The sequence below is a fragment of the uncultured Capnocytophaga sp. genome, from assembly GCF_937936315.1.
GTDB lineage: Bacteria > Bacteroidota > Bacteroidia > Flavobacteriales > Flavobacteriaceae > Capnocytophaga.
The window spans coordinates 1-25,213 of the sequence record NZ_CALGWU010000056.1; the positions used below are offsets into that span (position 1 = coordinate 1).

Sequence of the window (25,213 nt, forward strand, 5' to 3'; positions counted from 1 at the left end):
TAACACCTTTTAGGTCTTCAATACCATCTGAAAAACGGAAATAATAATCATTCCCTGTTTTTACAACAGTTACTGAACCATTGTCAACAGCTTTTTTCTCTTGACCATTTAAGTAAGAGATACTACCTTTGTAGGTTCCTACAAAAAGGTCGTTGTCTGCTGGGTCATCATTCTTGCTACAAGAGATGCAAGAAAAAGCTACTAGTGATAAACAAATCACTGAAACTAATGCAATAATTTTCTTCATAGTTGATTAAATTTAAAAATTAATATTAAAGTTTGATGCAATAATTATACTTAGAATGCTTTATGCAATTTTTAATATATTAATCGTGATATTTTGGTTAAAATTATAAAAGATATTTTTTATCTGTTTTTGTTTAAATATCTTTTAGCTAAAAGTTGCATACCATACTCCAAAGCGATATTTATCCATCGTTTGTTGTTAAACAGAAGAGAGACCCAAGTATTAGCTAATAAATTCTTTGGACTCAAACTTTCTGCTGAAGCGGATACTTGTTGCGTGAGAGATAGTCTGTCAATCTCTTTTTCTAATCGCAATAGTCTAATATCATTATCAATTTCTTCAAATGACGAATAAGTCTTATTGTTCATTTTCTTCTTCTTCGGGGTCAGTTTTAAAATAAATTTCGGATAGTTTTCGCAATAGTGACCTCTCAATTAGTTTCTTGCGAAACAATAAAACTACTAATGACAACAATATATAGAAAGCTCCTACAATAGCAAACCCTAAACCATTACTACCTAAAGCCTCGCCTATGGCATAAGCTGTAGCAAGAGATAGGAAAAATAATATTAATAAACTTGCAAAGGCACAAACAAAAAAAGTTATCAACCCATACGAGGATTTTGCTATAAACCTAAAAAGTACAAGTTTATAGTAAGCAAACTGCGAATTAAAGGCTGAGTTTGCTTTTGTAGGAACTTCTACAAACGTTTCTTTAATAGAATAAATCGCCATAAAATTATTTCTTAATTTTAGCGGCTTCTTCTTTCAATGAAGCTAATTTCTTTTCTAGAAGACTAATTACATCTTCAGATTTATTGCTTGCTTTTGAAAAAAGTCTATCTACTTTTTCTTCTAAAGAACCTTTCAGTTCCAAAGATTTCTCACGCACACTTTCTGTAAGATTATCTAATTGTTCTTTCAAATCATCAGACTTGTCTCTAAGAGTGTCTTTAATTTTTTTACGTGTGTTTTTACCTTTGTCTGGCGCAAAAAGAATGCCCAAACCTACTCCGATAGCAGTACCTACTGCTAAGCCTAATACGGCATTTGCTGTTTTTGACATAGTATTCAAAATTAATGTTATTAAATTAGTTATAAATGAAATTTGGTACAAAAGTATAGATAAATTCGGTGAAAATTAATTTTCAATAATACTTTTTAACTATAATGTATCAAAAAAATTTATTTTTAGTTTTGATTTACATTCCTTTTTAATCATTTTTCTATTTCTTTTGAGTTCGTTTTTCCTGCTCGTACGACTTGTCCTATTCCCTACAAAAATCTCCAATGTCTTTCAACTTCCTCCCAGTAGTGCAAGCTATCAAAACCAGAATTAAATAAAATATTTTCTACTAATCTATTGTTAATAACCAAAATTATACTACCTTTGCCCTTACAAATCATTATTTACGAATAACCAATAAATAAAATACCAATATGGAAATTCAAGGACGAATTATAAAAATTAACCCTACCCAAACCGTAGGGCAAAATGGCTTCCAACGCCGTGATGTGGTGATTATGACCGAGGAACAATACCCTCAGTACATCCCATTCGACTTTGTTCAAGAAAAATGCGTACTCCTCGATAATTTTCAAGAAGGACAAACAGTGCGCATCAGCTTTAATATTCGCGGTCGTGAGTGGGTAAACCCTCAAGGAGAGACCAAATACATTGTAAACTTGCAAGGATGGCGCATCGAAAATGCCGAAATAGCACAAAACTACCCTCCACAAGGTTATGGGCAACCCGCTTACCCTCCACAAGGATATGCACAACCACAATACCAACAAGCGCCCCCTCAATATCAGCAAGCTGCGCCTCAGTACCAACAACAAGTGCCTCCTCAATACCCACCTCAAGCGCCACAACAGCAGTTTCAGCCTACTCCACAACAGGCTTTTGGCACTCCTCCGGTACAAAATGCTCCCGTGGCTCCTGCTGAACCCGAAGACGATCTACCATTCTAAGAATGACATACTTAATAAACGACGAAACACCTTTTCCTTCCCCCGAAACCGCTTCGGAGGAAGGAATTGTTGCTTTTGGAGGTAATCTCACCCCCGCCCGACTCGTAGAGGCTTACTCCCAAGGCATTTTTCCTTGGTATAACGAAGGAGACCCCGTGTTATGGTGGTGTCCCGACCCTCGCTTTGTACTTTTCCCCGAAAAACTGCATATCAGCAAAAATATGCGCAAACTCCTCAGCAAAGCACCTTATCGCGTTACCTACAACCGTTGTTTTACCGAAGTAATGCAGCAATGCGCTACAGTGTCTCGCAAAGACCAACACGGCACTTGGATTCACCCCGAGCTCATAGAAGCCTATACAACCCTCCATCAGCAAGGAATTGCACACTCGGTAGAGGTGTGGCAAGACGAAACTCTTGTAGGCGGCTTATACGGACTTCAAATCGGTAAAATTTTCTGTGGAGAAAGTATGTTTAGCAAGCAGCCTAACGCCTCGCAGTACGGTTTTATCACTTTCCTGCAAGCTCACCCTCATATCGCCCTAGTAGATTGCCAAATTCACAGTGAATATTTAGAAAGTTTAGGTGCCGAAGAAATCCCAAGAGCAACATTTTTAAAATTATTAACCATCAATCGTTAAAAGAATAGATTTGCGTTTCACATACCCAGCTGTGAGCCCTAGCTATCTTTGTGGGAGACTTAAAAATATTTTATTGATTGTTAAATAATTACTTACGCCGAACTCACGCTATTTTATCAACAATTACAATGGCTATATTAAGGTTAAATAAAAATGCAAAAAGGATTATAATTGTAATAATGGTTATTACCGCTATTATCATAGCTAGAATAATTATATCGAATTATTATGAAAATCAGAAAGTGGAACTTTCTAAAAAATGTTTCAATGATTCAAATATAGGTTTCTATCATAAGGAATTTAACTTCTATTTTCCTGAAGAGCTTGAACTACAAGGAGCCCAAATATTACAAATTCATAATCAAGATACTATTGTGATAGATTATAGGATTCTAGGTCATAACATAGTGATAAATAGTCCTAAAAATTTAAAGTCTGAAGACATTATTAAGATTATACTAAAAGACGCTGTTTTTACTCTGAGAGATTTTAGGAATGGACCTAGATTTGGAGGAGGTAGAGTTTTTTTGGGTTGCTTTTTACAAGAATGTGTTATAAATAACCGAAAGAAAATATGTGATGATGCAGGAATCTTTATGTTTTTTAGTACTCTTTAAATTATTAATCATTAGAATTTTTATGCCTTATATTGGAAATACGTCAGCTTAACAGCGTCCCTACACTTTGCCAAAGTTTTAGTTCCTCGTCGTGCTACGACCTTTGGCAAAGTTGACTACTCTGATTATCAATAATTTTTGAAGTATGTTATGTAGGGGCGTTTTGCAAACGCCCACATAAATAAAATTTTTCGGACAGCCTCATTAGCAAATTAGTAAATCGCCCGTGCGGCTCGCACTAATCGCCCGTACGGCTTGCACTTTCCCATACAACTCGCACCAAATCAAAATTATTCGTATCTTTGCCCCCTCATTCTAACTAATACTAAAAATGAAAATATCATTTAAAAACGATTATGCCGAGGGAGCTCATCCAATGATTTTAGAGGCACTTATGCGTACAAATGCAGTGCAACAAGCTGGTTATGGGAACGATAGCTATTCGGCAGCTGCCAAAGAACTCATCAAAAACAAGATAGAAAACCCTGAGGCGCAAATATTTTTTGTAAGTGGAGGTACACAAGCTAATATGCTGGTAATAGGCACTTTGTTGCGCACCTACCAAAGCGTGATTGCCCCCGAAACAGGACATATCGCCGATAATGAAACCGGAGCCATAGAAGCCGTAGGTCACAAAATACACTTAGCTCCAGCAACAAACGGTAAAATTACCCCTGAGAGCATTGCCGATTTTGCCACCCGCTATACAAATTATCCACACCAAGTTCAACCACGACTCGTGTATATTACGAACGCCACCGAGATAGGAACCATCTATACTTTGGCAGAACTCAAAGCGATTTACGAGTGTTGCCAAGCGCACAACCTCCTGCTATTTATGGATGGAGCGCGATTAGGGTCGGCATTGAATGCTGAAGACAACGATATACAATGGAAAGATTTAGCGCGTTATACCGATGTGTTTTATATAGGAGCTACCAAAAACGGCGGATTGTTAGGCGAAGCCATTGTAATGAACAACCCAGCCCTCGCCGATGGTTTTGAGTATTACCTCAAACAACAAGGCGCATTACTTGCCAAAGGTCGTTTGCTAGGGTTGCAATTTCTCACCTTGTTTGAAAACGGATTGTACGATGCTTTGACATTGCACGCTAACAAGCAGATGAAGCGTATCAAAGAAGCGTTTGTAGCCAATGGTTATACCTTTCTTTCAGATACTTGTACAAATCAGTTATTCCCGATACTCACTCACACACAAATTGCTGCATTGGCAGAGCAGTTTGATTTCTACCAGTGGCAAAAAGTAGATGAAACCCACACCGCCATTCGGTTGATTAGTTCGTGGGCTACTACCGATGCACAAGTAGATACGCTTATCCAAGCAATTCAATTATTATCAGTTGCAAAATGAAAAATTATCTTCTTCCTTTTCTCTCTATCGTTATAGGGGCTTGCCTTGTGTTGTGGCTCAAACCCACACAGAAGAGTAGGATTAAGTTGTTATTGGCTTTTAGTGGTGCTTTTTTGATGGGGATGACCATTTTTCACCTCCTCCCCGAAGTATATCACGAAGCATTACACCATCACGAGGAAAACAGTGATTTTGGCGATAAAGCAATAGGCGTATGGATTGTTGTGGGCATACTCTTGCAAATCGTCTTAGAGTTCTTTTCTCACGGTGCCGAACACGGTCATTTTCATTCACCTGCCAAAGGATTACAAACGCATTTCCCTTGGGGGTTGTTCATCAGTTTGAGTATCCACTCGCTGCTTGAAGGCTTTCCGCTGCACGAGCACAGCAATATGGTATATGGCATTTTCATTCACCACCTGCCCATTGCTATGGTGCTGACAATCTTTTTCTTAGATTCAGGCATCGGACTCAAACGCACGCTCGCTTTTCTGTTTGTCTTTTCGCTAATGACCCCGCTGGGTGCTTTTTTAGCAAACTATGTCCCCGCCTTATTGCCCTATCACAACCTGATGAGTGCCGTAGTCGTAGGGATATTCTTGCATATCTCGTCAGTAATACTGTTTGAAACCTCCGAAAATCACCAATTTAATTACAGGAAATTAGGCGTGATTGTTATAGGTTTTGCAATGGCATTTCTATTCAATTAAGAAATAAATAGCAATTTAATATAAATAAAAAAGGCTTCCTTTAGGAAGCCTTTCTCGTTGGTCTACTAGGACTCGAACCTAGAATAACAGAACCAAAATCTGCTGTGTTACCATTACACCATAGACCAGCGATTTTGCATTTTTGCGGTGCAAAGGTACTGCTATTTTTCTAATCTGCAAATTTTTTGAAAGTTTTTTTTACAAAATTTGATAATTTTCTTTTTTGTAAATTGAAAATCAGAAAGAAAGTTTTGGTTACTCACATCGGGAAAAGGATTCTTCAACTTCCTATATCCAACCCCTAAAATTGGCTATTTAACAAATTATCTGTACTTTTGCACCCTGAAATAAACCGAAAAATGAGAACAAGATCAATAAAAAAGAATACTATCAATGTGGTAACCCTTGGTTGCTCTAAAAACGTGTATGACAGCGAAGTGCTAATGGGGCAATTAAAGGCTGGAGGCAAAGAAGTAGTGCACGAAAAAGAAGGTAATATAGTGGTTATCAACACTTGTGGATTTATCAACAACGCCAAAGAAGAGAGCATCAACACTATATTGGACTATGTACAACAAAAGGAAGCAGGATTAGTGGATAAAGTGTTTGTAATGGGCTGTCTATCCGAACGTTATAAACCCGATTTAGAAAAAGAAATCCCCGATGTCGATCAATATTTTGGCACTAGTGAATTGCCCGCTCTGCTCAAAGTTCTCGGTGCCGACTATAAACACGAACTCATAGGCGAACGACTTACCACTACACCTAAAAATTACGCCTATCTTAAAATATCCGAAGGTTGCGACCGTCCTTGTAGTTTTTGTGCTATCCCACTGATGCGTGGCGCTCATATTTCTACCCCCATTGAAGATTTGGTAACCGAAGCCGAAAAACTCGCCGCCAAAGGGGTAAAGGAACTCATTCTCATCGCTCAGGATATCACTTATTACGGCTTAGACCTCTACAAAAAACGCGCGCTTGCCAACCTATTGCGCGCCTTGGTAAAAGTTGAAGGCATTGAGTGGATACGCATTCACTATGCCTTCCCCACAGGTTTCCCAATGGACGTGCTTGAGGTGATGAAAACCGAGCCTAAGATATGTAATTATTTAGATATCCCACTACAACACATTTCCGATAAGATTCTCACCAGTATGAAACGCGGTACCACCCAAGAGAAGACCACCAAGCTCCTCAATAAATTCCGCGAAGCAGTCCCCGAAATGGCAATCCGTACAACCCTAATTGTAGGCTACCCTGGTGAAACCGAAGAAGATTTTCAGGCACTTAAAGATTTTGTTAAAGCAATGCGTTTTGATCGCCTCGGTTGTTTTACCTATAGTCACGAAGAGAATACCACAGCCTACGAGTTAGCCGATGATGTACCCGAAGAAGTAAAGCTACAACGTGCCAATGAAATTATGGAATTGCAATCGCAAATATCGTGGGAATTGAACCAAGAAAAAGTAGGTAAAACCTTCCGTTGCCTCATCGACCGCAAAGAAGGCAACTATTTCGTAGGACGCACCGAATACGATTCCCCCGATGTAGACAACGAGGTACTCATCGATGCCAAAAAACATTATGTGAAAATTGGTGATTTTACCGATGTCAAAATTATAGAAGCTGCCGATTATGACTTGTACGCTGAACCCCTAACTAACGGTTAATTTTATTAATTATTTTATTGTTTATCATCAATTGTTTTTTATCTTTGCAAAAAAAATCGTAATACAGAAATTTATATATGAAGATAGCAGTTATAGGCACGGGTTATGTAGGCTTAGTATCAGGCACTTGTTTTGCCGAAATGGGTAATAAGGTAACCTGTGTAGATGTCAATACTGAGAAAATAGCAAAACTCAAACAAGGAATTATCCCCATCTACGAACCTGGGTTGGAAGAGATGGTGCTGAGCAATGTAGCTCATCAAACCTTGTTTTTCACAACTGACATAGCCGAAGCTATCAAAGATGCCGAGGTTGCTTTCATTGCTGTGGGAACGCCTATGGGCGATGATGGGTCTGCCGATTTGCAATATGTACTTTCAGTAGCCCAAGCAATAGGCGAAACGATGCAAGGAGAGCTCATTGTGGTCGATAAATCTACCGTACCTGTAGGCACAGCCGATAAAGTGCGTGCTACTGTACAAGCTGCCTTAGATAAACGCGGAGTGAATTACAAATTTCACGTAGTATCCAATCCCGAGTTTTTAAAAGAAGGTAAAGCGATTGAAGACTTTATGAAGCCTGATCGCGTGGTAATAGGAGCCGATAACGAACACGCTTTCAAGAAGATGAAAGAACTCTACAGCCCGTTTTATATGCAAAACGAACGGATGATCACAATGGACATTCGCTCGGCTGAAATGACTAAATATGCTGCTAACACTATGCTCGCTACCAAAATATCTTTTATGAACGAGATTGCCAATATCTGTGAGCGTGTAGGAGCCGATGTAAACAAAGTGCGTATCGGGATAGGATCCGACAGCCGTATAGGCTATAGTTTTATTTACCCCGGTTGTGGGTATGGAGGTTCTTGTTTCCCCAAAGATGTATTAGCATTAAAAAAATTAGCCGAAGAGGTTGATTACAAAGCAGAACTTATCGAGTCCGTCGATAAGGTAAACAACCGACAAAAATATGTCATCGCCCAAAAAGTGGTTGCCAAATATGGCAAAAACCTCAGCGGTAAAACCTTTGCCGTATGGGGGCTCTCATTCAAGCCCGAAACCGATGACATGCGTGAAGCACCTGCAATTTACGTCATTAAAGAATTGGTGAAACGGGGTGCCAAAGTGCAAGCCTACGACCCTAAAGCAGTACACGAGGCAAAAGTATGTTATTTAAAAGATGTAGAGGTTACTTATGTAGAGAGCAAATACGAAGCCCTCAAAGGAGCTGATGCGTTACTTTTGCTTACTGAGTGGAAAGAATTCCGCGTCCCCGATTTCGATGAAATAGCCAAATTGCTAAACCAAAAAGTAATCTTTGACGGACGCAACCAATACAATGCCTTTGAGTTACCCCAAAAAGGTTGGGAATATATACAAATAGGAGTTTAATAGTTAGGTGAGAGTTCTCACAATTCCTATAGCTCTCACAGCTCCCATAACACCTATTAGAAAAAGAATTAATTATGGTTACATTACAATTAACATTTAACAATGAGGCTGAATACGCACTCTTTGATACTCTTTTTGAAAAATTCAAAATCAAAAAAAAAGTGGTGAGTGTAGGAAAGCCTTTGAATACTTATTCTAAAACTACAGCTCAGAAAATAAAAAAAGCTCGTAGTCAAAAACAGAAAGGAACACTTACCACTGTAACACCAGATAACCTATGGACTCTGACCAACTAACTTTTACAGTACAAATATCTGATGATGCAATAGATGATTTAAAAATTATCAAAAAGTCAGGAACTCCTGCTATAAAAACAAAAATAGAAAGAATCATTCAAGAGTTACAAGAAACTCCAACAAAAGGAGTAGGGGCTCCTGAACAACTTAAAGGAGAAGAAGGCGTTGTTTATAGCAGAACACTCAATAAAAAAGATAGGCTTGTTTATGAAATATTAGAAGAAGAAAAACGTGTAATTATAATTCAATTTTTAGGGCACTACCAAGATAAATAAAGATTACATCTCTTATGAACTTTGTCAAAGTCTCAAACTTTGTCAAACTCTAATAAACTGATAATCTGTTTTATAAAATTACCAATATCATCTCAATTTCTCAGAGTCTCTCTGAGACCACTGATAAATCTCATTTTAATTCTGCATTTGCATAATGAAAATATTAGTAACAGGAGGAGCTGGCTTTGTAGGCTCAAACCTTTGTGAAGCCTTAGCCAAAGACCCTCAAAACGATGTCTATTCATTAGACAATTACTTTACCGGAAGCCGAGACAACCACGTGTCCGGAGTAACCTACATAGAAGGTAGTACCGAACACATTTTTGAGTTGATCAATTTCACCCCCGATTTAATTTACCATTTAGGCGAATACTCACGAGTAGAGCAAAGTTTTGAGGATATAGACAAAGTCCTTTTGTTCAACAAAATAGGCACCTTAAAAGTGTTAGAGTTCTGTCGTAAACGCGGGAGCAAACTGGTATATGCAGGCAGTAGCACTAAGTTTGGTGATGGCGGGATGGGTAAAGACCAAAGCCCTTATGCGTGGAGCAAATCATCTAATACCGAACTGATTATCAACTATGGCAATTGGTACAATTTAGAGTATGCTATTGTATATTTTTACAATGTCTATGGCAAACGAGAAATACGCACTGGTAAATACGCTACCCTCATAGCTCTTTTTACTGAAAAAATGAAGAAAGGAGAGCCCCTAACCGTAGTAAGTCCCGGTACCCAACAGCGCAATTTCACCCACATAGACGATATAGTCGATGGCTTGCTATTAGTAGGACAAAAAGGCAAAGGTGATGGTTATGGCATTGGTAGTCCCGAAACCTATACCGTGCTGGAAATAGCCCAACTATTTGGAGACCAGATACAAATGCTACCAGAACGCAAAGGCAACCGTATGACCTCCGAAGTCATCACCCAAAAAACAGAAGCTCTTGGCTGGAAAGCTAAGAAACATATAGAAGAATTTATAAAGAATTTAGCAGATTAACACGTGAGAATATTAGTAACAGGAGCTGCAGGATTTATTGGTGCCTTTGTTTGCAAAACTTTATTAGAAAAAGGACATCAAGTTGTTGGGATTGATAATCTCAACAATTACTATGATGTGAATTTAAAATATGGTCGATTAGATTTTTTAGGTATTAAAAAAGAAAAATGTATTGATCATACACTTATTAATAGCGAATTATATTCTACTTTTCAATTTGCAAAAGTAGATATTACAGATAAACAACAATTAGTATCGTTGTTTGATAAAGAAAAGTTTGAAGTAGTATGTAATTTAGCAGCTCAGGCAGGAGTGAGATATTCTATTGAAAATCCTGATACTTATATACAATCTAATATAGTAGGCTTCGCTAATCTGTTAGAATGTTGCCGCCATTTTTCTGTCAAACATTTAGTATATGCAAGTAGTTCAAGTGTATATGGAATGAATGCTAAAATACCTTTCTCTGAAACCGACAAAGTAGATGCTCCCGTAAGCCTTTATGCTGCTACTAAAAAAAGTAATGAACTCATGGCGCATACCTATACCCATTTATATAAGTTCGCCTCTACTGGATTACGCTTTTTCACTGTCTATGGCCCTTGGGGCCGCCCTGATATGTCACCTATCTTGTTTGCCAACGCCATTGCACAAAGTGAACCTATTAAAGTGTTTAACAATGGTGATATGGAACGTGACTTTACTTATATTGATGATATAGTAGCTGGAGTAGTAACTATTATAGAAAAACCTGTTACAGATTTTAGACCTCTATACAAAATATATAATATAGGGAATAATAATTCTGTAAAGTTAATGAATTTTATAGCTACTATTGAAAAATATATGGGTAAGGAAGCCAAAAAAGAGATGTATCCTATGCAAATGGGAGATGTACAGCGTACTTGGGCTGATGTAACTGAATTAATAAATGACTATAACTATAAACCTTCTACAAGCATAGAACAAGGTATAAAGGAGTTTGTAAATTGGTATAAAGGATATTATAATTCTTAAAAGAGTGAGTTTGTTACAAAAAATAGGATCTATAAAGAATAATAATAAAAAAGTAATTGAAAATTTTTCATACTTAAGTCTAATACAAGTTTTCAATCTTGTATTACCTTTAGTTATATACCCATATCTTATAAGAGTATTAGGAAAAGATTTGTATGGCACTGTTATTTTTGCACAAACTATAGCAACCTATTTTTCAATATTTATAAACTTTGGTTTTAACATCTCTGGCGCCAAAGAAATAGCTATAAACAGAGAAGATTTGGAAAAGACGAGTGAGATATTTTCTTCTATCTTAACAATAAAGTCTATTTTTTGGATAATCTCAATATTAGTATTGATTTTTTCATTATTATTATTACAAGTTGGAAGTGAAGATATAATACTATACATTTTTTCATTTCTAATTTGTATTAATGATGTCCTTTTTCCTCAATGGTTTTTTCAAGGAATAGAAAAAATGAAATATAATACAATCATTAATTTAGTTATAAAAGTATTATTCATTATCTTAATTTTATTTTTTGTTCAAACTAAAGAACAATACCTATTAGTTCCCTTGTTAAATGGGATAGGAGGGATAGTAGGGGGCGGTATTTCTTTATACATTGTTTTAAAAAAAGAACAAGTTTCTTTCTATATTCCTAAACTATCAATACTTAAAAAATATCTAAAAGATAGTTTTCCTCTCTTTGCCTCTGATGCTATTATATCAGTGAAAGATAGATTCAACTATATTTTCTTAGGTACTTTTTTAGGAATGGATAAGGTTGCCATATATGATATTGGAATAAAAATACTTACTTTAATTATGATTCCTATATCTATCATAAACAATGCCTTATACCCTAAGATGTCTATTGAAAAAAATAAAACCTTATTAAAAAATTTAATGAAATATTCTTTAATTTTTTACCTTATAGTATGTATTCTGATACAGCCCTTTATTCCTCTTATTATAAAAATTTTTGCTGGTGGAATGGAGAGTGCTATATTGCCAACACGAATCTTATTAATAGCTCCTATTATTTTTTGTTTAGGTTGCCCTTTAGCACAAAATGGTTTAATTGTTTTTGATAAGTATAAATCTTTATTAATAGGAATGTTTTTAACTACACTATTTTATCTGCTAAGTGTTTTTTTAGGATATTATTTTGATTTATTACTAAATGTTTTTAGCTTTGCGATAATAACTGTTTTAGTGTACTTATTTGAATGTATTTATAGATATATGGCTTGTAGAAAACATAGTATTATATGACAGCTTATAATTAATAAAACTTTAATAAAATAATGTAACGCTTAATTATGTGTGGAATTTATGTAACAAACATACCCTATTTAGAAGAGGAAGTAGAAAGCAAGCTAAAGACTATCTATTTTAGAGGTCCCAATAATATGGGGATAGAAAAAATAGATGAGGTAACTTTAGGACATTTGCGTTTGTCTATTTTAGATTTAGAAAAACGCTCTAATCAACCTTATAATTTTGGGAAATACACTATTGTTTATAATGGTGAAATATATAATTATAAGCAAATACAAAGTGAATTAGTGTGTGAAGGTTATCATTTTGAAACTACTAGTGATACTGAAGTACTTATTAAAGGATTTGACTGTTGGGGGAAAGAAATTCTCAAAAAATTGAATGGTATGTTTGCTTTTGCTATCTATAATACTGAAAGCAAGCAACTATTTTGTGCTAGAGATAGAGTAGGAGTAAAACCTTTTTATTATTTTTGGAAAGAAGGGAAATTTGAAATATGCAGCCAGTTACGTCCTTTATTCAGTAAAGAATTAACAGTTTCTAAAGAAGCTATTGCTATTTATTTAGATTGTGGTTATATTCCCAGTCCTTATACTATTTTTGAAGAGGTGTATAAGCTGTCTCCAGGGCATTTTATGCTTATAAATACTATTGAGAAAAACAAAGTGATAGAACCATATTGGGATTTACAGCCAGTAACTCTTACCAATATGAGTTATGCAGAAGCCAAGGATAAGTTGCATGAACTAATAAAAGATGCTGTAAAGATAAGAATGCAGTCTGATGTACCCTTAGGTTCATTTTTGTCAGGAGGTATAGATTCAGCATTAGTATCAGCCATTGCAGCTAAAAATTCTGATAACCCCATCAACACCTTTACCATTGCCTCAGAGGACCCTCAATATGATGAAAGCAAGGTTGCAAGACAATATGCAGAACTTATAGGCAGCCATCATAAAGAAACTACTTGCAAACCTGAACAGTTTCTGGAAATGCTTGCAGACTTTAGAAGGGCTTATGATGAGCCTTTTGCTGATAGTTCAGCATTACCATCGTTATTACTCAACAAAATAACAAAACAAGAGGTAACAGTAGCTCTTTCAGGTGATGGAGGCGATGAGAGTTTTATAGGCTATTCACACTTTGTGATTATTGATAAGTTTAGAAAACTTTCTTGGATACCTTACCCTATACGCAAACTGCTGAGTAAAACTCCTTTTCACTGGCTTACAGGTTCAATGCCCCATACTATTAGGGAAATACTAAAATCAAAGGATGAGAATGAATTAGCTGTGAAGTTTTATATCTCATTAGATACAATTAATAAAAAAAGAGACTTGTCCTGGTTAGACAAACATTATAACAGTTTTAAACATCTTTCAAAAGACGCTTTACAACGTGCCGCAGATTTGAATATCAAATTGTGGTTAGAAAATGATAGCAATGTAAAGGTAGATAGAGCAAGTATGGCATTTTCGGTAGAATCACGCAGTCCATTTTTAGATTATAGAATTATAGAATTTGCCAGAACACTGCCTATATCATATCGTTATAAAGATGGGATAACAAAACGAATCTTGAGAGATATTTTAGAAGAATATATTCCAAGAGAAGTATTTACTCAGCCCAAAAAAGGTTTTTCTATTCCATTAGAGAAATGGTTACGCAATGAATTGAAAGCTGATGTATTACAAAAACTAAATGACGCTTTTCTTTATTCTGTCCCCAATTTAGATGTTGAAAAATTTAAAAAAGAATTATATTTGCATCTTCAGGGCAAGCGCAACTATGTATTCAATATTTGGAAAGTGTATGTATTAGCCTTGTGGAGTGAAGAGTTTGAAATTTCATTACAAAAATAAAAGAAAATGAAAATATTAGTAATAGGATCTTTTAAATGGTCACAATATGCTCCTGCAATTTACAATGGCTTTATACAAGTAAGTGAAGAATATAAAAATTTAGAAAACAATTGGCAGGTAGAAAAAATTGATTATGAGGATTTTTTGTATACTAATAAAAATAAATTGACCACATTTCTTAATAAAGTACAGAATAGGTTTCATATAGGTATTAATATCCTAAAATATAATCGCACTATTCTCAAAAAAGTTGAGAGTTTTGATCCTGATTTTATTTTTTTGTATAGATGTTATTCTGTACACACCAATACATTAAAAAAAATAAAAGAAAAAACTAATTGCAAAATTTTTTCGTATAACAATGATGATGCTTTTAGTGGCGTCCCCTCTAAGGCATACTATAAACATTTTATAAAAAATGCTTTTTTATGTGATATAAACTTTGTATACAGAAAAAAAAATATTGAAGATTTTAAGAAAATAGGAATTACCAACACTAAAATATTATTACCTCACTATCTGAGTTCTTTTAACTATAGATTAGAAGAAGTGGAAAAAGATATCCCTATAGCATTTATAGGGCATTTTGAGAACGATGGACGTGATTTTCTGATAAAAAACTTATTAGAGGCAAATATTCCTGTAGTGGTTTATGGAGATGATGCTTGGAAAAAAGCTCCTTTATATAATGAAATTAAAGAATCTATATTTCCTGCAAGAAGAGGAGAATGTTATAATAGGACACTCAATAGACTAAAAATAGCTTTAGTGTTTTTCTCGAAAATCAATAGTGATACCTATACACGCCGATGTTTTGAAATTCCTATAACAAAAGCTGTAATGCTCAGCGAATATACTGATGATATGAATGAAATGTTCCCAGAAGGAGAAGCTGCGCTCTACTTTAGAAACCCTACAGAATTAGTGACTAAAGCAAAATATCTATTAGATCACCCTGAAAAAATAACTCTAATCGCTGAAAAAGCTTGTGAAAGATTAAAAATCTTGGGAGGTTCTGAAAATGATAGAGCCAAACAAATAGTAGAAGAATATTACAAACTAAAATAATTAAAGAATGGAAAAACTACTCTTTTCTATATGTATACCTAGTTATAATAGACCACAAGAACTAAAAAATCTACTCCAAAGTATTGATTTTTCGGAACCTGAAATAATGGAAATTGTAATTTGTGAAGATAAATCACCTCGAAGAGAAGAGATAAGAAAAATAGTCGAAGAGTTCAAAACTACAACTCGCTATAAAATTATCTATGTTGAAAATAAAGAAAATTTAGGCTATGACGGAAACTTGAGAGCTCTTATAAATAATGCACAAGGGAATTTTATTATCTTTATGGGAGATGATGATACTTTTATCCCAAATGTATTAGACAATTATGCTCTATTTCTCAAAGAAAGATTAGAATATGGCTATATTCTCCGTTCTTATAGAAATGTTTATAAGAATGGGCAAATAGAGTATTTCCAATACTTCCCAGAAAATAAAGACTTTACTCCTTCTGCAGATACTTATATAACATTATTTGATAAGAGTGTTTTTATTTCAGGATTTACAATCAATCGTAAATTTGCAAAAGAATTTGAGACCACAATTTTTGATGGTTCATTGTTATATCAATTATATCTTTTAGCCGAAGTAACACAAAAATACCCAAGCGCTTATTTTCATCAACCTCTTACTCAGGCAACAGAGGGAGGTACTCCTTTTTTCGGTTCAAGTGAGACTGAAAAAAAACTTTATACTCCAGGAACTATTACGACTCAAAATTCACTCAATTTTATGAGTTGGTATTTAAAAATTATTAATTATATAAGTGATAAATACAAGAATGGTACAGCAGATAAGATATTGTTGAATATGTCAAAATATTCTTATCCTGTATTGGCAATTCAGCGGAATAAAGGAAGAAAGCAGTTTAAAATGTACGCAAGAGAATTAGCTAAATTAGGGTTCAATAAAAGTGCTTATTTCTACATTTATTATTGGTCACTTTTTTTGTTTGGTACTCGTTTTAATGACACTATGATTCGCACTCTAAAAAAAATAATAGGAAGACGCCCTAAATTATAGTTTACTATGATTGCTTTGATAAAAAAAACATCTTTATATATAGTAGCTTTACTATATATTTCTGATTTGCCTTTTTTTTTCTTACCTTTTAGTGTAAGAACACGTTTTTTTTTAGGAATAATCGGGGGGGGGGTATTTTTTTTGCACTATTTAGGAAAATTTAAATTGAAAAAAGAGATATTCTATAATATATTATGGCTATTAGCATTGTTATTCCCTTTTTTAGCAACAATAATTATAAATGATAATATAGATTCTTGGGGATTTAGAGCCATTTTAAATGTATTTGTTTTTTTTGCAGCTTTTTTAGTAATATACTTATATAAAAAAATAGATACTATTGATTTTGAAAAAGTCGTAAAGCTTATTATATATATTATCTTATTAAATATTGTAATAGCAATAGTAATGTTTACCGTTCCACAATTTAAAGATGTTATTTTTAAGTTGCAAGGACAAGGGACAAGTGCAACAGATCAATTGTATTATGTAAGTTCCTTTAGGTTATTTGGTATAGGAAACTTTTTCTTTTATCAAGCTGGGGTTTTTTGCGCATGGGGGCTTGTATTAGTTACTTATTTTTTGAAACAAAAAACTTCTCTTAGATGGCTACTAATATATTTAATAATTCTTATTTCAGGAATATTCTTTGCAAGAACTACCTTTATAGGTTTTTTAATATCTCTTTTATATTACATTTACCCTAATAGCTTTAACATAAAAGAACTAAATGCTTTTTTCAAAAGAATAATAATATTTTTCCTAATTTCAGCTTTATTAATTCTTTCTTTCAATACCTTTTTTAAAGATCTGTTACTTGAGAATAATGATATAAAAATGGTTTCACATGCTTTTGAACTTTTTATTAATTATTCTCAATCAGGCAAATTAGAATCTGCTTCTACTAATCATTTATCAGAAATGTATGTTTATCCTGATAATTTAAAAACTTGGATTCTAGGAGATGGAAGATTCACAGCTGAAGATGGGGAACATTATTATAAAGGAACAGATGTAGGATATCTCAGAATTTTATTTTTTATGGGGTTATTTGGTTTGCTAATTTTATATGCACAGAAATTTTTTCTAATATATACAACTATCAATTTAAAGAAAGGAAAAGAAATTCAACAATATAAAAATCTTATCTACTTTTTGTTTTTACTTACATTAATATTAAATTTTAAAGGTTTTACAGATTTAGATATTATTGTGTTTTTGTTTTTTTGGTATATTTTATTAGAGGAGAATAAGAAAAAGTATAAAAAATGTAACTATGCGAATACTCATAGATAATTCTAATCTTTTTGCAGGAGGAGGTATACAAGTAGCTACCTCTTTCCTAAATGATTTAAAAACTTTTAACAACGAACATCTGTATTGGGTGCTCCAATCCCCTCATAGTGCTAAAACTATTGATACAGCTACTTTCCCTAAGAATTTCGTGTTCTATGATATTCCTGAAAAGATTTATACAGCTAAACTAAAAAGAAGTAACTTTGTAAAAAAATTAGAAGAAGAAATCAATCCTAATGTTATTTTTACTACTTTTGGACCGTCATATCACAAAAGTAATTTCCCTAAAATAGTAGGCTTTGCTTTTGGACAAATGCTCTATACTAACTCTCCTTTCTATAACCAACTTTCTTTTTTACAGCAATTGAAATATAAATTGCTCATTTTCTTGAAGAAAAAAGCTTTTATAAACAATGCCGACGCTTTAGTCTTCGAAACAGAAAATGCAAGACTTATTTTTAAACAAAAAACAGGCTATAAAAAGGATACTTTTACAGTGCATAATACCCTCAACGCTATTTTTAACAAAAAGGAAGAATGGCAAAATTTACCTATTGAAAAAACTCAACTGGATATTTTATGCCTTACAGCTAATTATCCACATAAAAATTTGCAGATCATTCCTAAAATTATAGATGAAATCCAAAATATAGATCCTGAATTGAACTTTAAAGTGCATATTTCACTGAAAAAAGAAGAACTAAATTTTGATGACAAGTATCATCGTTACATCAACTATTTAGGAAATGTACCGCTAAGCCAACTGCCTTTGTTATACCAACAAATGGATGTGCTACTAATGCCTTCCCTATTAGAAACTTTCTCTACCACTTATCTAGAGGCAATGGCAATGAAAGTACCTATAGTCGCTTCAGATATGCCTTTCTCAAGAGATATTTGTGCAGAGGCAGCTTTGTATTGTAGCCCTTTGAAAGCCGATGAGTATGCAGAAAAAATACTACTACTGCACAACAACACAAGTGTAAAAAATGAACTTATTCAAAAAGGAGAGCAAAACCTAAAACGTTTTGGAACAAGTATGGATCGAACAAAAAAATATATAGAAATTATAGAACAGATAGCAACAAATAATGGAAATAAAAAATAAAACCCTTCTTATCACAGGAGGAACAGGCTCTTTCGGAAATGCTGTATTACAGCGTTTCCTTCCTACCGATCACTTCAAAGAAATACGCATTTTTTCACGTGATGAAAAAAAACAGGACGATATGCGCCACGCCTTGCAAAACCCTAAAGTCAAATTCTATATAGGCGATGTACGCGATAGAGCCTCTGTAGATATAGCTATGACAGGCGTAGACTATGTCTTCCACGCCGCTGCCCTCAAACAAGTGCCATCGTGTGAGTTTTTCCCTTTAGAAGCTGTCAAAACTAATGTGTTAGGCACTGAAAATGTGCTAAACTCTGCTATCGCCCATCAAGTCAAAAATGTAGTTGTACTTTCTACCGATAAGGCTTGCTACCCTATCAATGCAATGGGCATCTCAAAGGCAATGATGGAAAAAGTAGCTATTGCAAAAGGTCGTCAGTTAGGCGAAAATGCTGTAACAACCATTTCCTGCACTCGATATGGCAATGTAATGGCTTCTAGAGGCTCTGTAATCCCTCTATGGATAGAGCAAATGAAAGACAACAAAGTCATCACTCTAACCGACCCCAATATGACTCGATTTATGATGACTTTAGCCGATGCTGTAGACCTCGTCCTTTATGCTTTCGAAAATGGACATAACGGCGACCTTTTTGTACAAAAAGCCCCCGCTGCTACTCTTACCGTATTAGCTGAAGCTCTAAAACAACTCTACAATAAAAATACTGAAGTAAAGATTATAGGTACCCGTCACGGCGAAAAATTGTATGAAACCTTAGTCGCTCGCGAAGAAATGGCTCGCGCTGAAGATATGGGTAACTATTTCCGCATTCCGTGTGATACTCGCGACTTAAATTACGACAAGTATTTCAAAGACGGTCAAGAAAAAGTCTCTCTCATCGAAGACTACCACTCTCATAACACCACCCGCTTAAGCGTAGAGGAAATGAAATCTCTATTGTTAAAATTAGACGAAATACAAAACGATATACAATGTTTGAAGTAAAAACCATACAAGGAGAAATATTTACAGACCACCGAGGACAAATAAGTTCTCTAAACAACTTTGTCTTTGAGGGAGTCGAACGTTTTTATTTTATCCATCATCCCGATAAAAACGTGGTGCGTGGTTGGCACGGCCATCAGCACGAAAAAAAATGGTTTTACTGTGTAAAAGGTTCTTTTACTATTGCCTTAGTACAACCCGATGATTGGGATAACCCCTCTACTAATCTGCCTGCTGATATTATCCAGCTTAGCGAAAAAGATAGCAAAATACTTTGTGTACCCGAAGGCTATGCAAATTGTATCAAGGCTGGCGAAGACAACAGTATTTTATTAGTTTTTTCTGGAAAACGAATCCCCGAAGCCTACGAAGATAGTTGGCGATACGATAGCCATTTATGGGTAGATTGGCAAAAATATTAAGCAATGAAAAAAATAGGTATTACAGGACAAAAAGGTTTTATAGGAAGTCATTTGTACAACTCTCTCCAGCTTTTCCCAAATGAGTTTGAATGTATCCCTTTTGAGGATGTTTATTTTGAAAATGAGGATACATTAGCACAGTTTGTAGCTCAATGTGATGTGATAGTGCATTTGGCAGCTGTCAATCGTCACGAGAGTGAACAAGTACTTTATGATACGAATATCTCTCTTACTCAAAAGCTCATAACAGCACTTAAAAAAACTGAAAGTAAGGCACACGTTTTCATATCTTCTTCCACTCAAGAAGAACGTGAAAACCTCTATGGAAAATCTAAACGTGTAGCGCGTGAGCTCCTAAATGAATGGGCTAAAAATTGCGGAGGAAAAGCTACTGGCCTCATCATTCCCAATGTGTTTGGTGCTTTTGGTAAGCCGTTTTATAACTCGTTTATTGCAACTTTCTGCTATCAACTCACTCACGGACAAACACCCACCATCGCTACCGATGCTGAGGTAAACCTCATTTATGTACAAGAACTCATATCACTTATCATAGACGAAATTCGCGCTGAAAGAAGTACCCCTGCTTTGGAAGTAACTCCTACAGCTACTAAAAAAGTCTCAGAAGTATTAACTCTTTTGGAAGGTTTTAAAGTGAGCTATTTAGAAAAAGGTGAAATACCCACCCTTAAAAATCCTTTTGAGCACAACTTGTTCAATACCTTTCGCTCATATATAGATCATAAGAGCCATTTTCCAGTCAAACTCACTCAACATACCGATGATCGTGGAGCTTTCGTAGAAGTCATTCGTTTAGGAATTGGAGGTCAATGCTCTTTTTCCACCACTCACCCGCATATCACTCGAGGCAATCATTACCACACCCGCAAGATAGAACGTTTTACAGTTATCAAAGGAAAAGCCTTAATTCAGTTGCGAAAAATAGATACTCAAGAAGTATTAGATTTCTATTTAGATGGCAACGAACCTGCTTATGTAGATATGCCTATTTGGTACACTCACAACATTACCAACATAGGAAATGATGATTTGTACACTATCTTCTGGATTGATGAACCATATAACCCCGATAATGCCGACACTTATTTTCTAAAAGTATGAAAAAATTAAAAGTAGTAACCGTAGTGGGCACTCGCCCCGAAATTATTCGTTTATCTCGTGTCCTCACAGCCTTAGATGCTTCTGAGGCTATAGAACATATCATTGTGCATACTGGTCAAAATTACGACTATGAGCTCAATCAAATCTTTTTTGAAGATTTACAACTCCGCAAACCCGATTATTTCTTAGAAGCAGCAGGTAAAACTGCTACCGAGACCATTGGTAACATCCTCATTAAAATAGACCCCGTATTAGATAAACTCCAGCCCGATGCTTTTTTAGTGTTAGGCGATACTAATTCGTGCCTGTGTGCGATTCCAGCTAAGAAAAAACATATACCCATTTTCCATATGGAAGCAGGCAATCGCTGTTTCGACCAACGAGTGCCCGAGGAAACTAATAGAAAAATCGTAGATCATACTTCCGACATCAATCTCACCTATTCAAGCATTGCCCGTGAGTACCTCCTCAGAGAAGGACTTCCTGCTGATAGAGTTATCAAAACAGGCTCTCCTATGTATGAAGTACTACACCACTATCTACCTGAAATCCAAAAATCAAAAGTGTTACAAACTTTAGGTTTAGAGGAAGGTAAATTCTTTGTAGTATCAGCCCATCGCGAAGAAAATATCTCTTCCGAAAAAAACTTTACTAACCTGATGAATGCTCTCAACACAATTGCCGAGCAATACCATTACCCCATCATCGTCTCTACTCACCCGCGCACTCGCAATATGATAGATAAGAAACAAATAGCAATGCGCCCCGAAATTCAATTCCTAAAACCTTTAGGATTTCACGATTACAACGCTTTACAACAAAAAGCTTATGTAGTGCTAAGTGATTCCGGTACGATTTCAGAAGAATCTTCTATACTGAATTTCAGAGCCTTAAATCTCCGTGAAGCTCACGAACGCCCTGAAGCAATGGAAGAAGCATCGGTAATGATGGTAGGCCTATCACCCGAGCGCATTATGCAAGGACTCACACAAGTATTGCAACAACAGATAGGCAATCAGCGCAACTATCGCCCCGTAGCCGATTATTCAATGCCTAATGTGTCAGAAAAAATAGTGCGCATTATCATTTCTTATACTGATTATGTAAAAAGAGTCGTTTGGCAAGAAAAAATTTAAGTATGAAAACAAAGAAAATTTTGTTTATTGTAGATGACTTTCTGCCCTATAGTACAAAAGTGGCAGCTAAAATGATGTTTGAATTAGCTACATCTTTTAAAGATAAAGGGTTTCACGTTAGTGTATTAACCCCTTTGCATACATTGAAAAAAAGTTTTGAACAAAAAGAAGTACAGGGTATTGATACCATTTTCTTTAAATCTGGTAAAATAAAAAACATCCCAAAAATAAAGAGAGCTATCAATGAGTCTCTGTTATCCTATAGAGCGTGGAAATATTGCAAAACTTTCTTTAAAACTAATCATTTTGATGCAATAGTCTACTATTCTCCATCTATATTTTGGGGAAAACTCATATCAAAACTTAAAAATTTGTACAATGCTAAAACCTATTTGATATTGAGAGATATCTTTCCTCAATGGACTATAGACAATGGACTGATGAAGAAAGATTCCCTTATTCACAAATATTTCAAGCATTTTGAACGTATTAATTATAAAAATGCTGATTGTATAGGTGTGATGTCTGAAGCCAATTTGAAATGGTGTCAAGAAAATTTAAAAAATCCTGCGAAGTTTGAGGTTTTGCCTAACTGGACAAAGATAGATCCCTTGCCTCTTCAATCAAATAAATACAGAAAATCTTTACACTTAGAAAATAAGATAGTCTTTTTCTATGGAGGAAATATAGGGCACGCCCAAAATATGATAAACTTAGTAGATTTAGCCATTGCTATGGAACCTTTCCCCGAAGCTCATTTTCTATTTGTAGGAAAAGGTGATGAAGTAGCCCTAATATTAGAAAAACAGAGAGAATACAATTTAACTAATGTTACTTATTTACCAGCAGTAGATCAAAAAGAGTATTTTCAAATGCTTTCAGAGTTTGATGTTGGGCTTTTCAATCTTCACCCTAATCATTTAACTCATAATTTCCCCGGTAAACTTTTAGGATATATGGAGTATTCTAAACCCATTTTAGGTTGTGTGAATAAGGGCAATGATTTAAAAGAGGTTATCAATGAAGCAAAAGCGGGGTTTATCTTTGAAAATGCTGATAAACAAGAACTTTTTATGGCCGCACAACAATTATTACAATCAAAACAATTACGCGAAAGAATGGGAAATAATAGTTTTAATTTGCTAAATCAAAGATTTAATGTAGAAACTACACAAAAACACATAGAAAAAAGTTTATTTGGGTAACAACCTCTTTTATATTTCAAGAAAATACACTATATTTGCAACCTAAATATTACTCATTTTGGCTACACACACCATACATCTAAAAAATAGAAAAAACTATACTTGCAATGAGAACCCCTCTTTGCTAAAAAGTTCCTTTCAAATGCTCTTACCCCAACGCCCTTATAGCTGTTGATTCGTGAGAGCATTGTCTTATTAGAAAATATTACAATTAAAAAACAAAAACATATATAAAGAATTTTAGCAACTTACTATGTTAAACATCAGCAATTTCATAGCAAAATATGTTACCAAGCGCCCTGAAAGTATGTTCCAGGCAGATTTATACACCCATCGATCAGCATTAACTAAGGCTATTGAGGGCAAGAGTGTATTGGTAATCGGTGGTGCAGGTTCTATTGGAAGTTCATATATCAAAGCCTTACTACCTTTCAAACCTAAAACCTTGGTAGTAGTAGATATTAGTGAAAACGGACTTACTGAACTCACTCGCGAATTGCGCAGTACTTCTGCCTTTACTGTGCCTACTGACTATGTAACCTACCCTATGAATTACGCCGATGACACTTTTGTGAAAATGTTCAAAGATCGTGGCGGGTTTGATATAGTCGCTAACTTTTCAGCTCACAAACACGTACGAAGCGAAAAAGATAAATATTCAGTAGAAGCCTTACTCAAAAACAATGTAGTAAACGCTAAAAAATTCTTAGATTTATTGTGTGACTATCCTCCTGAACACTTCTTTTGTGTATCGACCGACAAAGCTGCTAACCCCGTAAATATAATGGGAGGTAGCAAAAAAATAATGGAAGATATGATAATGGCTTATGCACATAAGTTCCCCGTAACTACAGCACGTTTTGCCAATGTTGCTTTCTCTAATGGCTCATTGCCAGCAGGATTTTTAGAGCGTATTGCTAAAAACCAACCATTATCAGCCCCTTCCGATGTAACTCGTTACTTTGTATCTCCCCAAGAAAGCGGACAAATTTGCTTAATGGCTTGTATATTAGGGAATACAGGAGAAATATACTTCCCTAAACTCAAAAAAGAACAAGTGCTTACTTTCTCCGAGATAGCCTCCCAGCTATTAAAAGATTTAGGATACACCCCTCTGGAATGTCAAACTGAAACTGAAGCTATCACTAAGGCTGAAAATAGAAAAGAAACAGATAAATGGTATCCCGTTTATTTCTCAAAAAGCGATACCACAGGCGAAAAACCCTACGAGGAATTTTACACAGAAGAAGAAAAAGTAGCCTTAGATAGCTACTCCTCATTAGGAGTCATATCTCTACAATCATTCAAAAAAATAACCGAAATAGAAAATTTTATAGATAAACTAAACCAACTATTTGATAACCCCACAACCGAAAAAAAAGACATCACTCAGCTGATGAAAGCATTCTTAGTAAATTTCGACCACCAAGAAACAGGACGCTATTTAGATAGCAAAATGTAATTACAAAATTAAG

At 35.0% G+C, this 25,213-nt stretch carries 26 protein-coding genes, 1 tRNA gene and 1 pseudogene; 23 read left to right on the forward strand and 5 right to left on the reverse strand.

Translation table 11 applies throughout. The features are described 5' to 3' along the window. The 4 genes and pseudogenes from Q0162_RS10130 to Q0162_RS10145 all read right to left on the reverse strand — a co-directional run. Positions 1–247: pseudogene (locus Q0162_RS10130) on the reverse strand (hypothetical protein); the annotation flags it as partial. A 119-nt stretch (positions 248–366) separates the two neighbouring features. Then, positions 367–615, reverse strand: coding sequence for a DUF6327 family protein (locus tag Q0162_RS10135; protein ID WP_297891235.1), 249 nt, complete (start codon positions 613–615; stop codon positions 367–369). Continuing rightward, positions 605–982, reverse strand: a complete 378-nt coding sequence (locus Q0162_RS10140; RefSeq protein ID WP_297891237.1) for a hypothetical protein — start codon at positions 980–982, stop codon at positions 605–607. The genes Q0162_RS10135 and Q0162_RS10140 overlap by 11 nt, the downstream gene beginning before the upstream one ends. Before the next feature lie 4 nt (positions 983–986). Then, on the reverse strand, positions 987–1,313 hold the full coding sequence (locus tag Q0162_RS10145; RefSeq protein WP_297891239.1) for a YtxH domain-containing protein: 327 nt from the start codon (positions 1,311–1,313) through the stop codon (positions 987–989). A 374-nt stretch (positions 1,314–1,687) separates the two neighbouring features. Between Q0162_RS10145 and Q0162_RS10150 the strand changes: the two genes are divergently transcribed. From Q0162_RS10150 to Q0162_RS10170, 5 genes are all read left to right on the forward strand, one after another. Continuing rightward, the gene (locus tag Q0162_RS10150; protein WP_297891241.1) at positions 1,688–2,221 is read left to right on the forward strand and encodes a DUF3127 domain-containing protein; all 534 of its coding nucleotides are present in this window, start codon (positions 1,688–1,690) and stop codon (positions 2,219–2,221) included. Positions 2,222–2,223: 2 nt separating this feature from the next. Next, positions 2,224–2,862 (forward strand): leucyl/phenylalanyl-tRNA--protein transferase, encoded by a 639-nt coding sequence (gene aat, locus Q0162_RS10155; protein ID WP_297891243.1) that lies wholly within the window; start codon positions 2,224–2,226, stop codon positions 2,860–2,862. 128 nt (positions 2,863–2,990) lie between these two features. Then, the gene (locus Q0162_RS10160; protein ID WP_297891244.1) at positions 2,991–3,479 is read left to right on the forward strand and encodes a hypothetical protein; all 489 of its coding nucleotides are present in this window, start codon (positions 2,991–2,993) and stop codon (positions 3,477–3,479) included. Between the two features lie 331 nt (positions 3,480–3,810). After that, positions 3,811–4,851: an aminotransferase class I/II-fold pyridoxal phosphate-dependent enzyme gene (locus Q0162_RS10165; RefSeq protein ID WP_297891247.1), complete on the forward strand. Its 1,041-nt coding sequence runs from the start codon at positions 3,811–3,813 to the stop codon at positions 4,849–4,851. Beyond that, positions 4,848–5,561: a ZIP family metal transporter gene (locus Q0162_RS10170; RefSeq protein WP_096088528.1), complete on the forward strand. Its 714-nt coding sequence runs from the start codon at positions 4,848–4,850 to the stop codon at positions 5,559–5,561. The genes Q0162_RS10165 and Q0162_RS10170 overlap by 4 nt, the downstream gene beginning before the upstream one ends. A 57-nt stretch (positions 5,562–5,618) precedes the next feature. Here the strand turns inward: Q0162_RS10170 and Q0162_RS10175 are convergent. Beyond that, positions 5,619–5,689 (reverse strand) — tRNA-Gln (locus tag Q0162_RS10175). Between the two features lie 231 nt (positions 5,690–5,920). On the opposite strand from Q0162_RS10175, the gene rimO reads away from it, so the two are divergent. From rimO to Q0162_RS10265, 18 genes are all read left to right on the forward strand, one after another. Continuing rightward, the gene (rimO, locus tag Q0162_RS10180; RefSeq protein ID WP_297891250.1) at positions 5,921–7,231 is read left to right on the forward strand and encodes a 30S ribosomal protein S12 methylthiotransferase RimO; all 1,311 of its coding nucleotides are present in this window, start codon (positions 5,921–5,923) and stop codon (positions 7,229–7,231) included. A gap of 77 nt (positions 7,232–7,308) precedes the next feature. Further along, positions 7,309–8,628: a UDP-glucose/GDP-mannose dehydrogenase family protein gene (locus Q0162_RS10185; RefSeq protein WP_297891252.1), complete on the forward strand. Its 1,320-nt coding sequence runs from the start codon at positions 7,309–7,311 to the stop codon at positions 8,626–8,628. A gap of 74 nt (positions 8,629–8,702) precedes the next feature. Beyond that, positions 8,703–8,924, forward strand: a complete 222-nt coding sequence (locus Q0162_RS10190; RefSeq protein WP_297891254.1) for a hypothetical protein — start codon at positions 8,703–8,705, stop codon at positions 8,922–8,924. Beyond that, entirely contained in the window at positions 8,906–9,199 is a 294-nt protein-coding gene (locus tag Q0162_RS10195) for a Txe/YoeB family addiction module toxin (RefSeq protein ID WP_297891256.1), read from the forward strand. Before Q0162_RS10190 ends, Q0162_RS10195 begins: the two co-directional genes overlap by 19 nt. Before the next feature lie 154 nt (positions 9,200–9,353). Beyond that, positions 9,354–10,202 (forward strand): NAD-dependent epimerase/dehydratase family protein, encoded by an 849-nt coding sequence (locus tag Q0162_RS10200; RefSeq protein ID WP_297891258.1) that lies wholly within the window; start codon positions 9,354–9,356, stop codon positions 10,200–10,202. 3 nt (positions 10,203–10,205) lie between these two features. Beyond that, entirely contained in the window at positions 10,206–11,219 is a 1,014-nt protein-coding gene (locus Q0162_RS10205) for an NAD-dependent epimerase/dehydratase family protein (protein WP_297891260.1), read from the forward strand. A 10-nt stretch (positions 11,220–11,229) separates the two neighbouring features. Further along, positions 11,230–12,480 carry an oligosaccharide flippase family protein gene (locus Q0162_RS10210; RefSeq protein ID WP_297891262.1) on the forward strand — a complete coding sequence of 417 codons (1,251 nt, stop codon included), beginning with the start codon at positions 11,230–11,232 and terminating at the stop codon, positions 12,478–12,480. A gap of 47 nt (positions 12,481–12,527) precedes the next feature. Further along, the gene (asnB, locus tag Q0162_RS10215) at positions 12,528–14,348 is read left to right on the forward strand and encodes an asparagine synthase (glutamine-hydrolyzing) (RefSeq protein ID WP_297891265.1); all 1,821 of its coding nucleotides are present in this window, start codon (positions 12,528–12,530) and stop codon (positions 14,346–14,348) included. Positions 14,349–14,354: 6 nt separating this feature from the next. Beyond that, complete coding sequence (locus Q0162_RS10220) at positions 14,355–15,416, forward strand: glycosyltransferase (RefSeq protein ID WP_297891267.1); 1,062 nt, start codon at positions 14,355–14,357, stop codon at positions 15,414–15,416. A 7-nt stretch (positions 15,417–15,423) separates the two neighbouring features. Continuing rightward, the gene (locus tag Q0162_RS10225; protein WP_297891269.1) at positions 15,424–16,440 is read left to right on the forward strand and encodes a glycosyltransferase family 2 protein; all 1,017 of its coding nucleotides are present in this window, start codon (positions 15,424–15,426) and stop codon (positions 16,438–16,440) included. Between the two features lie 6 nt (positions 16,441–16,446). After that, positions 16,447–17,736, forward strand: a complete 1,290-nt coding sequence (locus Q0162_RS10230; protein ID WP_297891271.1) for a hypothetical protein — start codon at positions 16,447–16,449, stop codon at positions 17,734–17,736. Next, positions 17,717–18,844 carry a glycosyltransferase gene (locus Q0162_RS10235; protein ID WP_297891273.1) on the forward strand — a complete coding sequence of 376 codons (1,128 nt, stop codon included), beginning with the start codon at positions 17,717–17,719 and terminating at the stop codon, positions 18,842–18,844. The genes Q0162_RS10230 and Q0162_RS10235 overlap by 20 nt, the downstream gene beginning before the upstream one ends. Continuing rightward, positions 18,828–19,853 carry a polysaccharide biosynthesis protein gene (locus Q0162_RS10240; RefSeq protein ID WP_297891276.1) on the forward strand — a complete coding sequence of 342 codons (1,026 nt, stop codon included), beginning with the start codon at positions 18,828–18,830 and terminating at the stop codon, positions 19,851–19,853. Before Q0162_RS10235 ends, Q0162_RS10240 begins: the two co-directional genes overlap by 17 nt. After that, on the forward strand, positions 19,841–20,275 hold the full coding sequence (locus Q0162_RS10245) for a WxcM-like domain-containing protein (protein WP_297891279.1): 435 nt from the start codon (positions 19,841–19,843) through the stop codon (positions 20,273–20,275). The genes Q0162_RS10240 and Q0162_RS10245 overlap by 13 nt, the downstream gene beginning before the upstream one ends. Before the next feature lie 3 nt (positions 20,276–20,278). Further along, entirely contained in the window at positions 20,279–21,397 is a 1,119-nt protein-coding gene (locus Q0162_RS10250; RefSeq protein WP_297891280.1) for an NAD-dependent epimerase/dehydratase family protein, read from the forward strand. Next, on the forward strand, positions 21,394–22,533 hold the full coding sequence (wecB, locus tag Q0162_RS10255) for a non-hydrolyzing UDP-N-acetylglucosamine 2-epimerase (RefSeq protein ID WP_297891281.1): 1,140 nt from the start codon (positions 21,394–21,396) through the stop codon (positions 22,531–22,533). The genes Q0162_RS10250 and wecB overlap by 4 nt, the downstream gene beginning before the upstream one ends. After that, the gene (locus tag Q0162_RS10260; RefSeq protein ID WP_297891282.1) at positions 22,515–23,738 is read left to right on the forward strand and encodes a glycosyltransferase family 4 protein; all 1,224 of its coding nucleotides are present in this window, start codon (positions 22,515–22,517) and stop codon (positions 23,736–23,738) included. Before wecB ends, Q0162_RS10260 begins: the two co-directional genes overlap by 19 nt. Positions 23,739–23,991: 253 nt before the next feature. Continuing rightward, positions 23,992–25,200: a UDP-N-acetylglucosamine 4,6-dehydratase gene (locus Q0162_RS10265; protein ID WP_297891283.1), complete on the forward strand. Its 1,209-nt coding sequence runs from the start codon at positions 23,992–23,994 to the stop codon at positions 25,198–25,200. The last annotated feature ends 13 nt before the right edge of the window (positions 25,201–25,213 follow it).

Excerpts from the sequence above, each read along its gene's own strand:
- Q0162_RS10245 (WP_297891279.1), top strand. The coding sequence starts at position 19,841 with ATGTTTGAAGTAAAAACCATACAAGGAGAAATATTTACAGACCACCGA.
- Q0162_RS10135 (WP_297891235.1), bottom strand. The coding sequence starts at position 615 with ATGAACAATAAGACTTATTCGTCATTTGAAGAAATTGATAATGATATT.
- Q0162_RS10265 (WP_297891283.1), top strand. The coding sequence starts at position 23,992 with ATGTTAAACATCAGCAATTTCATAGCAAAATATGTTACCAAGCGCCCT.
- asnB (WP_297891265.1), top strand. The coding sequence starts at position 12,528 with ATGTGTGGAATTTATGTAACAAACATACCCTATTTAGAAGAGGAAGTA.
- Q0162_RS10250 (WP_297891280.1), top strand. The coding sequence starts at position 20,279 with ATGAAAAAAATAGGTATTACAGGACAAAAAGGTTTTATAGGAAGTCAT.
- wecB (WP_297891281.1), top strand. The coding sequence starts at position 21,394 with ATGAAAAAATTAAAAGTAGTAACCGTAGTGGGCACTCGCCCCGAAATT.
- Q0162_RS10200 (WP_297891258.1), top strand. The coding sequence starts at position 9,354 with ATGAAAATATTAGTAACAGGAGGAGCTGGCTTTGTAGGCTCAAACCTT.
- Q0162_RS10160 (WP_297891244.1), top strand. The coding sequence starts at position 2,991 with ATGGCTATATTAAGGTTAAATAAAAATGCAAAAAGGATTATAATTGTA.
- Q0162_RS10140 (WP_297891237.1), bottom strand. The coding sequence starts at position 982 with ATGGCGATTTATTCTATTAAAGAAACGTTTGTAGAAGTTCCTACAAAA.
- Q0162_RS10170 (WP_096088528.1), top strand. The coding sequence starts at position 4,848 with ATGAAAAATTATCTTCTTCCTTTTCTCTCTATCGTTATAGGGGCTTGC.
- Q0162_RS10190 (WP_297891254.1), top strand. The coding sequence starts at position 8,703 with ATGGTTACATTACAATTAACATTTAACAATGAGGCTGAATACGCACTC.
- Q0162_RS10150 (WP_297891241.1), top strand. The coding sequence starts at position 1,688 with ATGGAAATTCAAGGACGAATTATAAAAATTAACCCTACCCAAACCGTA.
- aat (WP_297891243.1), top strand. The coding sequence starts at position 2,224 with ATGACATACTTAATAAACGACGAAACACCTTTTCCTTCCCCCGAAACC.
- Q0162_RS10240 (WP_297891276.1), top strand. The coding sequence starts at position 18,828 with ATGGAAATAAAAAATAAAACCCTTCTTATCACAGGAGGAACAGGCTCT.
- Q0162_RS10220 (WP_297891267.1), top strand. The coding sequence starts at position 14,355 with ATGAAAATATTAGTAATAGGATCTTTTAAATGGTCACAATATGCTCCT.
- Q0162_RS10225 (WP_297891269.1), top strand. The coding sequence starts at position 15,424 with ATGGAAAAACTACTCTTTTCTATATGTATACCTAGTTATAATAGACCA.
- Q0162_RS10195 (WP_297891256.1), top strand. The coding sequence starts at position 8,906 with ATGGACTCTGACCAACTAACTTTTACAGTACAAATATCTGATGATGCA.
- Q0162_RS10235 (WP_297891273.1), top strand. The coding sequence starts at position 17,717 with ATGCGAATACTCATAGATAATTCTAATCTTTTTGCAGGAGGAGGTATA.
- Q0162_RS10185 (WP_297891252.1), top strand. The coding sequence starts at position 7,309 with ATGAAGATAGCAGTTATAGGCACGGGTTATGTAGGCTTAGTATCAGGC.
- rimO (WP_297891250.1), top strand. The coding sequence starts at position 5,921 with ATGAGAACAAGATCAATAAAAAAGAATACTATCAATGTGGTAACCCTT.
- Q0162_RS10230 (WP_297891271.1), top strand. The coding sequence starts at position 16,447 with ATGATTGCTTTGATAAAAAAAACATCTTTATATATAGTAGCTTTACTA.
- Q0162_RS10145 (WP_297891239.1), bottom strand. The coding sequence starts at position 1,313 with ATGTCAAAAACAGCAAATGCCGTATTAGGCTTAGCAGTAGGTACTGCT.
- Q0162_RS10165 (WP_297891247.1), top strand. The coding sequence starts at position 3,811 with ATGAAAATATCATTTAAAAACGATTATGCCGAGGGAGCTCATCCAATG.